Origin of the sequence: Streptomyces sp. NPDC048172, from assembly GCF_043202595.1 — a bacterium.
Taxonomy (GTDB): domain Bacteria; phylum Actinomycetota; class Actinomycetes; order Streptomycetales; family Streptomycetaceae; genus Streptomyces.
Window position 1 is genome coordinate 23,621 of record NZ_JBIDAT010000003.1, and the last position, 14,175, is coordinate 37,795.

Sequence of the window (14,175 nt, forward strand, 5' to 3'; positions counted from 1 at the left end):
TGCTGAAAGCCCGCCGTGTGCGGCGTCTCGGTCGGTACGTCGGTCAGTACGCGTAGCCCATGCGCCGGGAGAGATCCTGCGCCGCGGTCATCGTCCGCTTGGCGACCTCGTGGAGCTGCTCCTCCTCAAGGCGGTACGAGGGTCCCGAGACGCTGATCGCCCCGATGACCTTGCCGTCGTGCGCCCGTACGGGGGCCGAGACGGCGTGCAGGCCGATCTCCAGCTCGTCCCGCGCGACCGCGAAGCCGTTCTTCAGCACGCTCTTCAGCTCGGTCCGCAGCTCCGCCGGCGACGTGATCGTGTGCTCCGTCAGCCGGGGCAGCTTGCGCGAGAGAGCGCTCTCCTGCACGGACTTGGGCTGGTGCGCGAGCAGCGTCTTCCCGCTGGACGTCGCGTGCAGCGGCGTGCGCCGCCCCAGCCAGTTCTGCGCGGTCACCGACGACGAGCCGCGCGCCTGCATGATGTTGACCGCGGCGTCGTCGTCGAGCACCGCGATGTTGGCCGTCTCGCCCGCGTCCTCCGCCAGCTCGCGGCAGACGGGCGCGCCCTCCTGCGAGATGTCGAGCCGCGAGGCGGCGGCGCCCGCCAGGCGGAGCACGCCGGGGCCGAGGTAGTACTTCCCCCGGTCCTGCTCCTGCGAGACCAGTCCTCTCGCCTCCAGCACGCCGAGCAGCCGGAACGCCGTCGACTTGTGGACGCCCAGCTCCTCCGCGATCTCCGTGACCCCGGCCTCGCCGTGCCGCGCCAGGATCTCCAGCACGCTCACCGCCCGGTCCACGGACTGGACCGAACCCGCCGCGCCCCTCGCCTGCTTGCCCGAACCCTGCCCCGAGCCCTGTCCCGATTCCGGTCCTGTTGCCGCTCCCATGTCCTCCGTCTTGTCCGTCATCTGCTCAACGTCACCGCCTGGTGGCCTGATTGTGGTTCCCGGTGTCTGGTTCCCGGTGTCTGGTACCCGGCTCGCATCCGAGCTGAGGCGAGCGCTTGACGTGAGACCTCCTCGCTTGGATTCTGTTGCGCATCACGCGTCATCGTGCGCGATACGAAACTCGCATAGTAGCGAAGAGTGTGAGGGGGGCCAGTGCTACCCGTCTGCCGCCTTGAAGACCTGCCCGAGGGCGAGTCACTCCGTATCGACCTAGAACCTCCCATCGCCGTCTTTCACTCGGACGGTGAGCTGTACGCCATCGACGACACATGCACCCACCAGGACGCTTCGCTCTCCGAGGGGTGGCTCGAAGGCTGTCTGATCGAATGCCCGCTGCACGCGGCTTCATTCGACCTGCGCACCGGCAAGCCCGCGTGTCTCCCGGCCCGCCGCGCGGTCCGTACCCACCCTGTCAGCGTGCACGACGGCACGGTGTGGGTGCACGTGGCCGCCGAGGAGACCGAGCAGGCAGGACGGGGGACCGCGGCATGAGCGGCACGATGAGAACAGTGACCGTGGTCGGCGCGTCGCTCGCGGGACTCTACGCCGCGCTCGCGCTCCGCGCCGAGGGGTACGACGGACGGCTGGTGATCGTCGGCGACGAGCACCACCGGCCCTACGACCGGCCGCCGCTCTCCAAGGAGTTCCTGACCGGCGCGGTGACCGCCGACCGGCTCGCGCTCGCCGACGCCGAGGAGATCGCCGACCTCGACGCCGAGTGGCTGCTCGGCACCCGCGCCGCCGCGCTCGACACGGCGGGCCGCTCCGTCGTGCTGGCGAGCGGACGGCGCCTGACCACGGACGGCGTCGTCCTCGCCACCGGCGCCACGCCGCGCCGCCTGGCCGGACAGCGCACGGAGACACCGCTCTCCGGCGTCCACACGCTGCGCACGCTCGACGACGCGGCGGCCCTGCGCGAGGGGCTCAGCAGAGGCCAGGTCCGCGTCGTGGTGATCGGCGCGGGGTTCATCGGCGCCGAGGTCGCCTCGTCCTGCGCGACGATGGGCCACCGGGTCACCGTCGTCGAGGCCGCGCCGCAGCCGCTGCTGCCGCAGCTCGGGCAGGAGATGGCGGAGGCGTGCGCCACGCTCCACACCGACCACGGCGTCACGCTGCTCACCGGCACGGGCGTGTCGGGTCTGCACGCCGACACGCGCGGGAACGTCGCCTGGGTCGAGTTGGCCGACGGCCGCTACCTCCCGGCCGACGTCGTCGTGGTGGGCGTCGGCGTACGCCCGCGCACGGACTGGCTGGAGGGTTCGGGGCTCGCCCTGGACGACGGCGTCGTCTGCGACAGGGGCGGCGCCACCTCCGTACCGGGCGTGGTGGCGGCCGGGGACGTGGCGCGGACCGACGGGGTCAGGTCCGAGCACTGGACCAGCGCCACGCGGCAACCCGAGGTCGCCGTGCGCAATCTGCTCGCGGGGACCACGGTCGAGACGCACTCGGGGCTGCCGTACTTCTGGTCCGACCAGTACGGCGTCCGCCTCCAGTTCGCGGGTCGCCGCGCGCCGGGCGACACGGTGCGGCTCGCCGAGGGCTCCCCGGAGGACCGCAGCTTCCTCGCCGTCTACGAGCGCGACGGGACCCCCACGGCGGCCCTCGCCATGAACCGGCCGCGGCCGTTCATGCGGCTGCGCAAGGAGCTGTCGAGAACAGGTGGCCTCGCGGCGGTCTGACGGCGCCTGACCCTCGTTCCAGGGCTGGGCAGGGGCTGCCCCGTGCCGTGCCTTGCAGGCTGCGGGTTGTGGGTGGTTGCGCGCGCAGTTCCCCGCGCCCCTAGAGGTACGCGGCGCTCCTCGGAGCGCCCCGTCAGGGGCGCGGGGAACTGCGCGACAAGCCACGAAGCAGCGGCACTCTGCAACGCACGGTACGGGGCAGCCCCTGCCCAGCAGTCCCGACAGGGGGGGCACCCGGCAGGGGGCGGCACGCCGAGACGCCGTGCGCCCTTGCCGCGTTGCCCCGGCGCAATCACGCTGTCACCGTGAAGCCACCCGCATTCGACTACCGGGCCCCCCGCACCGTGGACGAGACGGTGCGACTGCTGAGCGGAGCGAACGGCACGACGACGCTGCTGGCCGGGGGCCAGAGCCTGCTGCCGCTCCTCAACCGCCGCCGCGTCCGCCCCGTCACCCTCGTGGACCTCGGCGGCGTCGCCGACCTCGACGCCGTCACCCTGGAGCAGAGCGCGGTGCGGATCGGCGCACTCGCCTGGCTGCGCGCGCTGGAGACGCACACCGCGCTCCGCGACACGCTGCCCGTGCTCCGTGAGACCGTACGGCTGGTCGCGTACCCGCAGATCAGAACCCGCGCCACGCTGGGCGGCTCGCTCTGCCACGCCGACCCCGCCGCCGAACTCCCCGCCCTCGCCCTCGCGCTCGGCGCCCGCCTCCTGCTCCGCTCGGCCGCCGGACAACGCACCCTGGACGCCGAGGAGTTCTACCGCCCCGGCGGCGGTACGGCCCTGCGCCCCGGAGAGCTGCTGACCGAGGTCGAGCTGCCGCTGCACGAGGGGCACCGCTTCCGCTTCGCCGAGGTCCCCCGCCTCGGCCAGGGCGGCTTCCCGCTCGTCGGGGCGTGCGCGGGCGTGTCGCTCGACGCGGACGGCACCGTGGTCTCGGCGCGCCTCTCCGCCGCGGGCGCCGCCGACCGCCCGCTCCGTCTCCACGAGGCCGAACACGCCCTGACGGGACGGCCGTTGACGGAGCTGGGGACCACGCTCGACGCCGCCGCGCACGAGGCCGACCCGCCGTCCGACACGTACGGCAGCGCCGACTACCGCCGTGCCCTCCTCCGCACGACACTCCGACGGGCCCTGGAAGGGGTGAGGCCATGACCGGCGCACCCGAACGGACGGTCTCCCTCACCGTCAACGGCACCGAGCGCGCGGCCCGCACCGAGGTGCGGACGCTGCTCAGCGACTTCCTCCGGCACACGCTCGGCCTCACCGGCACCCACGTCGGCTGCGAGGAGGGCGTCTGCGGCTCCTGCACCGTCCTGCTGGACGGCGAGCCCGTACGGGCGTGTCTCATGCTCGCGGTCCAGGCTGAAGGGCGGCGTGTCGAGACCGTCGAAGGACTCGCGGTGAACGGCGAACTCAGCACGCTCCAGCGCGCGTTCATGACCGAGCAGGGTCTCCAGTGCGGCTTCTGCACCCCCGGCATCCTCATGAGCCTCACCGCGGCCGAGCGCGACGGGACCCCCGAGGACGAGACCGCGGACCAGGTCCTCGCGGGCCACCGCTGCCGGTGCACCGGCTACACCGGCATCCGCGCGGCGCTCGCCCGCAGCCGCGAGCACGCGGGAGGTTCCGATGGGAACTGACCGGAACCCCGGAGCCAGGACGGCCCCCGACACCGACACCGACGCCACCGCCACCGCCACCGCCGACACCGACGCCGCGCGCCCCGGTCTCATCGGCCGCGCCCTGCCCCGCGTCCACGACGCGCGCATGCTGCGCGGCCACGGGCGGTACGCCGACGACCTCGGTGGCGGCACCGCGCTGCACGCCGCCGTCGTCCGCAGCCCCGTCCCGCACGGCAGGGTCACCCGCTTCGACGGGCGCGCGGCGCGCGAAGAGGGCGGCGCCACGCTGGTGATCGGCCCCGACGAGATCGCGCGGCACGCCGACCCGCTCCCCACCGTCTGGCGCCTGCCGGGCCAGCACCAGCGGGACATCGAGGTCGCCACGCGCACCGTGCGGTACGTCGGGCAGCCCCTCGGCCTCGTCGTCGCCGCGAGCCGCGCCGCCGCCGAGGACGCGGCCGAGCGTGTCGAGCTGAGCATCGACCCGCTGCCCCCGGTCGTCGGCGTCGACGCCGCGCTCGCGCCCGGCGCGCCGCTCCTGTACCCGGAGGCGGGCACCAATGTCGCCGGGGAGGTCCGCTTCGGCGACCCGGCGGAGGAGATCGAGCGGGCCATGGCCGCCGCGCCGCACGTCGTCACCCGCGAACTCGCCGTCCAGCGCGTCAACGCCGCGTCCATGGAGCCGCGCGGCCTCCTCGCCGAGTGGATCCCGCACACCGAGCGGCTCACCGTGTGGAGCAGCACCCAGGTCCCGCACCCCGTGCGGTACGGGCTGGCGGCGGCGCTGCGGCTGCGGATGGACCAGATCCAGGTCCTCGTCCCCGACCTCGGCGGCGCCTTCGGCAGCAAGACCACGCTGTACGTCGACGAGGCGCTGGTCTGTCTCGCCGCCAAGCTCCTCGGCCGGCGTGTCGCCTGGACCGAGGACCGTACGGAGGCGCTGACCGCCACGTACCAGGGCCGGGGCCAGACCGCCACGGCGCGGCTCGCGCTCGACCTCGACGGGCGGTTCCTCGCGCTCGGCGCCTGGGTGCGCGGCGACCTCGGCGCGTTCTCCACGCAGGGCGGCTCGGGCCCGTTCCAGATCACGGGGCAGTCCCTGGAGGGCCCCTACCGGCTGCCCCTCGCGGGCGCCACCGTCACCTGCGTGCACACCAACGCGACCCCCACGGGCGCCTACCGGGGCTACGGGATGCAGGAGTCCTGCTGGATCCGCGAGCGCCTCATCGCCGAGGCGGCACGCGAACTCGGCCTGGACGCGGACGAGTTGAGGCTGCGCAACCTGATCGCCGCCGAGGAGATGCCGTACACGGTCCGTACGCACATGACGTACGACACCGGCGACTACCCGGCGACCTACCGCGCCGCGGCCTCGGCGGCGGCCGCCGCGCCCCGGGAGCGCGAGGGCCGCGTCCGGCGTGGCGTCGCGACCGTGCCCAGCGTGGAGATCACCGGCTACGGACCCACCAAGCTGCTGGAGCTGACCGGGCTGGAGGCCAGCGGCTGGGAGAGCGGCCGGATCCGCGTCAACCAGGACGGCACGGTCACCGTCTTCGCCGGGGCCGTCTCCATGGGCCAGGGCATCGAGACCACGCTCGCCCAGATCGTCGCGGACCGCCTCGGCGTGCCGATGGACCTGGTCGCCGTCCGGCTGGGCGACACGGAGACCACCCCGCACTCGGAGTACAGCTCCCAGGCCAGCCGCTCCCTCGTGCTCTCCGGGAGCGCCCTGCTGCGCGCGGGGGAGAGGCTGCGGGGGCGGATGGACGCGCTGGCGGCGGCGTTCCTGGAGACCACCCCGGAGGACGTACGCCTCGAAGGGCTCACGTTCCGCGCGGCCAAGACCGACCGCACCGCCACCTGGCGCGAGATCGCCCAGCGCGGCTGGCTCGGCTGGGGGCGCCCGGAGCACGACCGCATCCAGCTGGAGGAGACGGTCGACTTCGACCCGCCCGACGTGACCTTCGCGCACGCCGCGCACGCCGCGGCCGTCGCCGTCGACCTGGACACGGGCGCGGTCACCGTCGAGGGCTACTGGGCGGTCCACGACAGCGGAGTGCTGGTCAACCCGCTGATCGCCGAGGGCCAGACGGCGGGCGCCGTGGCCCAGGGGCTGGGCCTGGCGCTGCTGGAGGAGGCCGCCTACGACCCGGTGACGGCGCGGCCCCTGGCCACCTCCTTCCGGGAGTACGTCCTTCCGGCGCCGCCCGACGTCCCCGACATCCGGGTCAGCCACACCGAGACGCCGACCCCGCACAACCCCGGCGGCTTCAAGGGGCTCGGCGAGGGCGGCACGCTCCCGCCCGCCGCCGCCGTGGCCAACGCGGTCGCGGACGCCGTCCCGGAGATCGCCGCCCGCCTGGACCGCACCCCGCTGACGCCGTACCGGGTGTGGACGCTGCTGCGGGACGCGGGACTGGCGGACGCGGGACTGGCGGACGAGGGGCGGCAAGAGGCGGGCGAACGGTCGTAATGTAGGGATATGTCTGAAGCGAGAGCGCCCCGCCGCTACGAGGTCCGGCTCTACCCCCGGCTCACCGACGAGGACGGCCATCCGGACCCCGGCGAGCCGGTGCGCACCGGCACCGTCGAGGCGACGGGCCGGACCGGCGAGTCGGGCTACCCCCGCTACGAGGGCGACGGCTTCGTGGCCGACATCGACCCGTCCACGGCCACCGTGGAGGCGGTGACCGTGGACGGCGAGGAGCTGGACTACGGCTGGACGGTGGGCGCGGCCGTCCAGCCCTGGTGACCACGGGCCGCCGGTACGGCCTCCGACGTGTCCGCTCCGGAGGCCGGCTCGGCCAGCGCGGCCAGCAGCGCCTCCGGCTCGTCCGCGAAGAACCGCAGGGAACGGATCCCGACGCGCCGGCCCAGCGGGCGTGTCGCGGTCATCGGCTCCGCCAGCTCGATCCGTACGTTCGTCTGCGAGGCCACCGCGACGGCCATCTCCTCGCCCTCGACCTTCACCGTGCCGCTCTCGCTGTAGCGCCGCACCCGGTGGACGGCGGCGACGCGCTCGCGCGGGACGCGCAGGTCGAAGAACGCGCCGTAGCGGACACGCAGTTCGCCGCCGGTGACGACGTGCGGGCGCGTCACGCAGGACGCGAGAATCGCCAGGACCGCCACCACCGAGTACGCGTCGATCACCAGGACCACGGTCCGGATCCACGCCGGGACGCCGGTCTCGCGCAACAGGACCTCGATGCCCACGAGTTCGACGACCATCGCGAAGAGGAACAGCAGCAGCGTCGAGGTCTGCGCGCGGGAGTACGAGAACGCGCGCGCCCCCTGGGGCACCCCGTGGCGGCGGCGCGCCACCCACAGCACGAGGCTGACCATGCCCTTGGTGTCGAAGCCCACGACACGCCGGACCCGTACGGGGACGAGCCGCTCGTACGCACCGCGACACGCCGCCTTCCGTCCCGCGCCGCCCCTGCGCTCCGCCCGGTACAGCCGCCACGCCGTCGCGCCCTCCAGCACCACGACCGCCAGCACGGCCACCTCGACGGCGGTGAGCAGCGGTCCCGGCAGCGACACGCCGGACACCAGCAGGACCATGACCACCAACTCGGCCGGAACCGCCGCGAACAGCGCGGCGCGCGCGACCCTCAGCATCCCGCTCACCCCTTCCCCTCCGGGTTCCCCTCCGTGGCGTTCCTGACGAGCGTGGTCATCAGGAGCCGGAACATCTCGGCCTGCGCGGGCGACAGCTCGTCCTCCATCGACGCGATCAGCTCGTCCAGGACGACGCCGTCCATGTGCTCCGCGGCCGCCGCGGTCATCGTGTCCGGCATGAGCGCCGCGAAGTCCGCGGCGAGCGCGGCGACGCGCGGCTCGCCGGGGTCGGCGTCGGCCAGCGCGTCCATCCGCGCGTAGAGCTCCTGGGCCCGCGCCAGGCTCTCCGGCTCGGTGAGCGGCCGGAACATCTCCGTCAGCGCCGCGCGGTCCCCGGGCGCCACGCCCGTGTCCATCATCACCAGCATCTCCCGGTCGAGCGCCGCGAACTTCGATCCCCCGGCGGGCAGTTCACGCAGCACCTCGGCCATCTCCGGGGACACCGTCGAGTCCGGGTGCAGGTCCGTCTCGGTGAGCAGCGCGGCGAGCCGGGCGCGGCGCGCCGCGAGCGCCTCCTGCTGCCGCGCCAGGTCCGCGTCCAGCTCCAGCAGCACCTCGCGCAGCTCCCGCCCCTTGTCGTCGGCGAGCACGTCACGGATCTCGTCCAGCGAGAGCCCCAGCTCCGCCAGCCGCCGCACGCGCGCCAGCACGACCGCGTCCCGCAGCCGGTACTCGCGGTAGCCGTTGGGCAGCCGTACGGGCTCGGGCAGCAGGCCCTGGTGGTGATAGTGGCGCACGGTCCGGGTCGAGACCCCGACCAGCGCGGCAAGCTCGCCGATTCGCATGCGTTCATTGGAAACGTTGCCGCTACGTCAAGGTCAAGCGTGCCCTTCCCTCCGGGGCACGGGGCTGGTGTGATCACCGGTATGGACGAGGGGATGGGGGCGACGCCGTGGGAGCGGTGCCGCTCCGCGGGGGAGTGCCGGGGTGTCGTGATCGCCGACGGGAGCTGCCTCGCGCACCTGCACGAGAGCGTCCGCGGCCCGTACCTCGACGGCATGTCGCCGGGCGCCGACGTCGACCTGCGGGGCACGCGCCTGGGCGCCTGGCTGCTGGGGCGGGTGCTCGACGCGGTGCGGGACGAGGCGGGGACGGCGCGGTTCGGGGCGGCGGCGTTCGACGACGCCTCGTTCGCCGCCGACGCAGAGTTCCGCGCCGCGGTCTTCGAGGACCACGCGCGCTTCGTCCGGGCCACGTTCCACGGCTTCGCGGACTTCAGCCGTACGGAGTTCGGCGCGTACGCCTCGTTCGTGGGGACGGTCTTCCGCGAGGACGCCTCCTTCGACGGCGCGCGGTTCGGGGACTGGGCGGGCTTCGCGGAGGCGGAGTTCGCGGACGGCGCGTGGTTCGAGGACGTGGCCTTCGAGGGCGACTGCTCCTTCCGGCGCGCGGCGGTACGGGGCGACGCCCGTTTCGACCGGGCCGGCTTCGCCGGGGAGACCGGCTTCGACGACGCGGTCCTCGCCCGGCGCGCCCTCTTCCGCGGGGCGGCGTTCCGGGGGCGGCTCTCGCTGGGGCCGCTCGTGTGCGGGGAGTCGCTGGTCCTCGACTCGGCCACCGTCGCGGGGCCGACCACCTTCGAGGTGAGTGCCCGGCGTGTCTCGGCCGCCCGTACCCGCTTCGAGGAACCGGTCACGCTCGACGCCCGCCACGCCACCCTCGACCTCAGCGGCGCCCTCCTCCTGCACCCCTGCACCGTCTCCACCGCCGTGTCGAACGAGCGGACGCGGCGCGCCGAGGAGGAGTTGCTGGCGGACGCCGCCACGCCCGACGGGCTCATCTCCGTCAGCTCCCTCCGGGGCGTCGACGCCTCGATGGTGCTGCTCGCCGGGGTGGACCTCACCACCTGCGCGTTCTCCGGCACCCACCATCTCGACCAGCTCCGCCTGGAGGGGAAGTGGCGGCTCGGCACCACGCCGCGCGGGCTGCGCTGGAGCCGCGGCGTGCCCCGTTGGTGCGCCCAGCGGCAGGTGATCGAGGAGGAGCGGCAGTGGCGCACGCACCCCTGGCGCGCCACCCGCACCCGGCACGACTGGGGCCCGCCCCCGTCAGACCCCGGCACCGTGCCCAGCCTCTCCGCGCTCATGACCACGTACCGCCAGCTCCGCAAGGCCCGCGAGGACGCCAAGGACGAGCCGGGCGCGGCCGACTTCTACTACGGCGAGATGGAGATGCGCCGCTACGCCAGGCCCTGGCGGAACGCGGAGCGGTGGCTCCTCCAGGCGTACTGGGCCCTGTCCGGCTACGGGCTGCGTGCCTCGCGCGCCCTCGGCTGGCTCGCGGGCGCGATGCTCGTGACGGTGCTGCTGATGATGGCCGTCGGCCTGCCCGACACGCCGGGCCGCCCCTACCCGGCCTCGTCCGGCGTGGTCGGCACGCAGGCGCCCACCCTGCACCGCCCGTTCGCCGACCGCTTCACGGCGGCGCGCGCGGAGCGGGCCGCCGACGTCGTGCTCAACTCCGTCGTGTTCCGCGCCAGCGGCCAGCAACTCACCCTGCCGGGGCGGTACGTGGAGAAGACGGCCCGCTTCGCCGAGCCCACCCTCATCGGCCTCGCGGCGCTCGCGATCCGGGGGCGGCTGAAGCGGGGCTGACCCGGGACGGCGGGGAGCCGCTACCGGGGGCTCATCGCAGTGCATCGGGTTTTGGCCCGGTGGTGTAGCGATTTTCAGAAGTGTTCTGACGCGCAGGCCAGAGCGGACGGTTCTGCTGCTGGATGTACTGGCGGACGGTCGACAGCGGAGCCCCGCCCATCGACCCTGCGAAGCAGGAACCGGGCCAGAGTCGCTGTGCCCGCCAGTAGTGCCGGATCAGTTCGGGGTACTCCTGGCGGAGCCTGCGGAAGGAGACGCCCTTCAAGCTGTTGACCAGCTTTGACAGGGCGGCCTTCGGTGGGAAGTTCGCGAGCGGGCGGACGTGGTTGTTCTCGCCGTTGAACTCGGCCAGCTCACACGCGATGTCCGCGCAGGCCGCCCGCATGACCTCTTCCATCCGCTTGAGGTGCGCGTCGGTGAAGACCCTGTGCCGGTACTTCGTCACGAAAACCAAGTGTGCGGGGAGCCCGAAAGTACAGTGCCTACCCGTACGAATGTTCTGTATGTCGGCCATGAACCCTCTGTCGTACGGTGATCGGCATGCAGCTTCGGTACTCCTTCCGCCTCTACCCGAACGGGCCCCAGCGTTCGGCGCTGGCCCGCGCGTTCGGGTGTGCGCGGGTGGTCTACAACGACGCCCTTCGGGCCCGTGAGACCGCCCGCGCCGGCGGTGAGGCGTTCCCGAGGACGGGTCACCTGTCGAAGCTGCTGATCACCGAGGCGAAGAAGACCGAGGAACGAGCCTGGCTCGGCGAGGTATCGGCCGTGGTCCTGCAGCAGTCCCTGAGGGACCTGGATGCCGCCTACAGGAACTTCTTCGACGGGCTCAAGGGCAGGCGCTCGCGCATGGGAGCACCCCGGTTCAAGAGCCGCAAGGACAACCGGCAGGCTGTCCGGTTCACCGCGAACGCCCGCTGGAAGTTCACGACGGGCGGAGACCTTTCGTTGCCGAAGATCGGTGACGTACGGGTGAAGTGGTCACGCGGCCTGCCCTCCATCCCGTCCACGGTGACCGTGATCAAGGACGCCGCCGGGCGGTACTTCGCCTCGTTCGTGGTCGAGACCAAGACCGAGATGCTTCCCAGGAGGGACACCGCGGTCGGCATCGACCTGGGCCTGTCGCACTTTGCGGTCCTCTCGGACGGCACGAAGGTCGACAGCCCCCGCTTCCTGCGCCGGGCCGAGAAGAAGCTGAAGAAGGCACAGCAGAACCTGAGCCGGAAGGCGAAGGGCAGCAACAACCGGACCAAGGCCCGCATCGAGGTCGCCCGCGCCCACGGCGCGGTGGCCGACGCACGGCGCGAGTTTCACCACCAGCTCTCCACACGGATCATTCGCGATAACCAAGCGGTTGCCGTTGAGGACCTGGCGGTCAAGGGACTCGCCCGCACGCGCCTGGCCAAGTCCGTGCATGACGCCGGATGGTCGGCGCTCGTCGCGATGCTGGAATACAAGGCCGCCAAGCACGGCCGGACGTTCCTCCGCATCGGCCGGTTCGAGCCGACCTCCCAGGTCTGTTCGGCGTGCGGCGTCAAGGACGGGCCCAAGCCCCTCAGCATCCGCGTGTGGGCGTGCGGAGCGTGCGGGAGCGTCCTCGATCGGGACATCAACGCGGCGGTCAACGTCGCCAAGGCCGCCGGACTGGCGGTATCAGCCTGCGGAGCGCGGGTAAGACCGGGACTCCTCCCGGCGCAGCGCAGAGAAACAGGAACCCACCGAGACGGTCACACGACCGTGGTAGGAATCCCCGCCCTTTAGAGCGGGGAGCGGAAGTCAATCCTTGCGGCCCGTCGCCGCGACCGTCACGCCGAGGCCGATCATGGCCAGGCCGCCCGCGCCGCCGACCAGGGACAGACGGCGCGGCGAGCGCGCGAACCAGCCGCGGGCCGTGGCGGCGGCGAGGCCCCAGACGCTGTCCGACGCGATCGCGATGGCGTTGAAGACCAGGCCGAGCAGCAGCATCTGCAGCACGACGTGGCCCTGCTCGCGGTCCACGAACTGGGGGAGCACGGCGGCGAAGAAGACGATGGTCTTGGGGTTGGCCACGCCCACGGCGAAGCCCTCCCAGAGCGTGCGCAGCCCGCCGTGGTCCGCGCCCTCCTCGTCCTCGAACGCGGCACGCAGCGAGCCGCGCCTCCGTATGGTCCTGACGCCCAGGTAGACGAGGTAGGCGGCGCCCGCGAGCTTCAGGGCCGTGAAGACGAGGACGGAGCGCTCGACCACGGAGCCGACGCCGAGGGCGACGGCGACCACGAGGACGTACGCGCCGAGCGTGTTCCCCGCGACCGTGGTGAGCGCGGCGCGGCGGCCCTGGGCGAGCGCGCGTCCGACGACGAACAGGACGCTGGGCCCGGGCACGATGATGAGCAGGAAGGACATCGCCGCGAAGGCGAGCAGACGATCGGTCGACACCATGCGGCCATCGTCCTCGCGCGCGACACCGGAATCCAGGGGTTTTCCGGAGCACCTCCGAGCGTTCACGCACAAGGAATTCCCGCCGGAATCGTCCGCGCATTTCCGATTCTTCCCCGTGGCGCGCGAAATGCGATTTACCGGGCACTGGGAATTCCTTTGCCGAGGTTTCATGTTCCGCACCGATCCGCGCGCCGACACCTGTACGGCCCAGGCATTCGTGAGTCCGGTGGCCGGATCAGGGCAGGCTGGTAGCGTTTACGTTCGCCGCGCGCGCATCCGAACGGAAGGCAGGTTCCCGTGCCAGAACCGCAGCCCCTGACCGTCCCCCCGGCCAAGGCCGCGGTGTTTCTCGTGGTCACCGTCGCGCCGGGCGGCGAGGACACGGTCCGCGATCTGCTCCAGGATGTGTCGGGCCTGCGGCGCTCGGTCGGATTCCGCGCGCCGGACGCCGGTCTGGAGTGCGTGGTCGGCATCGGCTCGATGGCCTGGGACCGGCTCTTCGGCGGCCCGCGCCCCCGGGAGCTGCACCCCTTCGTCGAGCTGAACGGCGAGCGCCACCGGGCCCCCGCCACCCCCGGCGACCTGCTCTTCCATCTGCGCGCCCGGCACATGGACGTCTGCTTCGAGCTGGCCCGCCTGCTCGTCGGACGGCTGGAGGGCGCGGCCACCGTCGTCGACGAGGTGCACGGCTTCAAGTATTTCGACGAGCGCGATCTCCTCGGCTTCGTCGACGGCTCCGAGAACCCCGAGGGCCGGGTCGCCGAGGAATTCGTCCGCGTCGGCGACGAGGACCCCGACTTCCGCGGCGGAAGCTATGTCATCGTCCAGAAGTACGTGCACGACATGGCCGCCTGGGCCGCGCTCTCCTCGGAGGAGCAGGAAAACGTCATCGGCCGCACCAAGGCGGAGAACATCGAGCTTTCCGACGACGTCAAGCCCGCGGATTCCCACGTCGCCCTGAACACCATCACCGACGAGGAGGGGAACGAGCGGAAGATCGTACGCGAGAACATGCCGTTCGGCAGCGTCGGCCAGGGAGAATTCGGCACGTATTTCATCGGCTATGCCCGCACGCCCGACGTCACCGAGACCATGCTCCGCAACATGTTCCTCGGCGACCCGCCGGGCACCCACGACCGGATTCTCGACTTCTCGACAGCGGTCACCGGCTGTCTGTTCCACGTCCCGACCGTCGACTTCCTCGACGACCCGCCGCCCCCGCCCTCGCACTCGCCCCGGAGCGGGGACGCCACCGCGGACGGCGCGGGATCCGGCGACGGTTCCCTGGGCATCGGCAGCCTGAAAGGAGCCTGA

General features: G+C 72.8%; 13 protein-coding genes and 1 pseudogene. 9 read left to right on the forward strand and 5 right to left on the reverse strand.

Going from position 1 to position 14,175, the window contains the following annotated elements; all coding sequences use genetic code 11:
• Positions 1-43: 43 nt before the first annotated feature.
• Complete coding sequence (locus ACGF3A_RS13640) at positions 44-868, reverse strand: IclR family transcriptional regulator (protein WP_393730653.1); 825 nt, start codon at positions 866-868, stop codon at positions 44-46.
• 213 nt (positions 869-1,081) lie between these two features.
• Here ACGF3A_RS13640 and ACGF3A_RS13645 point away from each other — a divergent pair, with 213 nt between their 5' ends.
• The 6 genes from ACGF3A_RS13645 (at position 1,082) to ACGF3A_RS13670 (ending at position 6,986) form a co-directional block, all read left to right on the forward strand.
• Positions 1,082-1,420: a bifunctional 3-phenylpropionate/cinnamic acid dioxygenase ferredoxin subunit gene (locus ACGF3A_RS13645; RefSeq protein WP_393729182.1), complete on the forward strand. Its 339-nt coding sequence runs from the start codon at positions 1,082-1,084 to the stop codon at positions 1,418-1,420.
• An 8-nt stretch (positions 1,421-1,428) separates the two neighbouring features.
• On the forward strand, positions 1,429-2,607 hold the full coding sequence (locus ACGF3A_RS13650; RefSeq protein WP_393730655.1) for an NAD(P)/FAD-dependent oxidoreductase: 1,179 nt from the start codon (positions 1,429-1,431) through the stop codon (positions 2,605-2,607).
• Between the two features lie 305 nt (positions 2,608-2,912).
• Positions 2,913-3,764: an FAD binding domain-containing protein gene (locus tag ACGF3A_RS13655; RefSeq protein ID WP_393729184.1), complete on the forward strand. Its 852-nt coding sequence runs from the start codon at positions 2,913-2,915 to the stop codon at positions 3,762-3,764.
• Positions 3,761-4,252 (forward strand): (2Fe-2S)-binding protein, encoded by a 492-nt coding sequence (locus tag ACGF3A_RS13660; RefSeq protein WP_393729186.1) that lies wholly within the window; start codon positions 3,761-3,763, stop codon positions 4,250-4,252. The genes ACGF3A_RS13655 and ACGF3A_RS13660 overlap by 4 nt, the downstream gene beginning before the upstream one ends.
• A complete protein-coding gene (locus ACGF3A_RS13665) occupies positions 4,242-6,707 on the forward strand; it encodes a xanthine dehydrogenase family protein molybdopterin-binding subunit (RefSeq protein ID WP_393729188.1) in 2,466 nt (821 codons plus the stop codon). The genes ACGF3A_RS13660 and ACGF3A_RS13665 overlap by 11 nt, the downstream gene beginning before the upstream one ends.
• A gap of 9 nt (positions 6,708-6,716) precedes the next feature.
• A complete protein-coding gene (locus tag ACGF3A_RS13670) occupies positions 6,717-6,986 on the forward strand; it encodes a hypothetical protein (RefSeq protein ID WP_393729190.1) in 270 nt (89 codons plus the stop codon).
• On the opposite strand, the gene ACGF3A_RS13675 is transcribed toward ACGF3A_RS13670, so the two are convergent.
• The gene (locus ACGF3A_RS13675; protein ID WP_393729192.1) at positions 6,947-7,852 is read right to left on the reverse strand and encodes a hypothetical protein; all 906 of its coding nucleotides are present in this window, start codon (positions 7,850-7,852) and stop codon (positions 6,947-6,949) included. The two genes, ACGF3A_RS13670 and ACGF3A_RS13675, sit on opposite strands and share 40 nt — an antisense overlap.
• Positions 7,853-7,857: 5 nt before the next feature.
• The gene (locus ACGF3A_RS13680; protein WP_393729194.1) at positions 7,858-8,637 is read right to left on the reverse strand and encodes a MerR family transcriptional regulator; all 780 of its coding nucleotides are present in this window, start codon (positions 8,635-8,637) and stop codon (positions 7,858-7,860) included.
• Between the two features lie 81 nt (positions 8,638-8,718).
• Between ACGF3A_RS13680 and ACGF3A_RS13685 the strand changes: the two genes are divergently transcribed.
• On the forward strand, positions 8,719-10,446 hold the full coding sequence (locus tag ACGF3A_RS13685) for a pentapeptide repeat-containing protein (protein ID WP_393729196.1): 1,728 nt from the start codon (positions 8,719-8,721) through the stop codon (positions 10,444-10,446).
• A 103-nt stretch (positions 10,447-10,549) separates the two neighbouring features.
• Here the strand turns inward: ACGF3A_RS13685 and tnpA are convergent.
• Positions 10,550-10,960, reverse strand: a pseudogene (gene tnpA, locus ACGF3A_RS13690) (IS200/IS605 family transposase); the annotation flags it as partial.
• A gap of 26 nt (positions 10,961-10,986) precedes the next feature.
• On the opposite strand from tnpA, the gene ACGF3A_RS13695 reads away from it, so the two are divergent.
• Complete coding sequence (locus ACGF3A_RS13695) at positions 10,987-12,204, forward strand: RNA-guided endonuclease InsQ/TnpB family protein (RefSeq protein ID WP_393730657.1); 1,218 nt, start codon at positions 10,987-10,989, stop codon at positions 12,202-12,204.
• Positions 12,205-12,219: 15 nt separating this feature from the next.
• On the opposite strand, the gene ACGF3A_RS13700 is transcribed toward ACGF3A_RS13695, so the two are convergent.
• Positions 12,220-12,861 (reverse strand): LysE family translocator, encoded by a 642-nt coding sequence (locus ACGF3A_RS13700; RefSeq protein WP_393729198.1) that lies wholly within the window; start codon positions 12,859-12,861, stop codon positions 12,220-12,222.
• Between the two features lie 297 nt (positions 12,862-13,158).
• Between ACGF3A_RS13700 and ACGF3A_RS13705 the strand changes: the two genes are divergently transcribed.
• On the forward strand, positions 13,159-14,175 hold the full coding sequence (locus tag ACGF3A_RS13705; protein WP_393729199.1) for a Dyp-type peroxidase: 1,017 nt from the start codon (positions 13,159-13,161) through the stop codon (positions 14,173-14,175).

Bases quoted from the DNA above. Each gene is read 5' to 3' on its own strand.
- ACGF3A_RS13680 (WP_393729194.1), bottom strand. From the start codon at position 8,637: ATGCGAATCGGCGAGCTTGCCGCGCTGGTCGGGGTCTCGACCCGGACC.
- ACGF3A_RS13700 (WP_393729198.1), bottom strand. From the start codon at position 12,861: ATGGTGTCGACCGATCGTCTGCTCGCCTTCGCGGCGATGTCCTTCCTG.
- ACGF3A_RS13665 (WP_393729188.1), top strand. From the start codon at position 4,242: ATGGGAACTGACCGGAACCCCGGAGCCAGGACGGCCCCCGACACCGAC.
- ACGF3A_RS13675 (WP_393729192.1), bottom strand. From the start codon at position 7,852: ATGCTGAGGGTCGCGCGCGCCGCGCTGTTCGCGGCGGTTCCGGCCGAG.
- ACGF3A_RS13685 (WP_393729196.1), top strand. From the start codon at position 8,719: ATGGACGAGGGGATGGGGGCGACGCCGTGGGAGCGGTGCCGCTCCGCG.
- ACGF3A_RS13640 (WP_393730653.1), bottom strand. From the start codon at position 868: ATGGGAGCGGCAACAGGACCGGAATCGGGACAGGGCTCGGGGCAGGGT.
- ACGF3A_RS13695 (WP_393730657.1), top strand. From the start codon at position 10,987: ATGCAGCTTCGGTACTCCTTCCGCCTCTACCCGAACGGGCCCCAGCGT.
- ACGF3A_RS13670 (WP_393729190.1), top strand. From the start codon at position 6,717: ATGTCTGAAGCGAGAGCGCCCCGCCGCTACGAGGTCCGGCTCTACCCC.
- ACGF3A_RS13660 (WP_393729186.1), top strand. From the start codon at position 3,761: ATGACCGGCGCACCCGAACGGACGGTCTCCCTCACCGTCAACGGCACC.
- ACGF3A_RS13650 (WP_393730655.1), top strand. From the start codon at position 1,429: ATGAGAACAGTGACCGTGGTCGGCGCGTCGCTCGCGGGACTCTACGCC.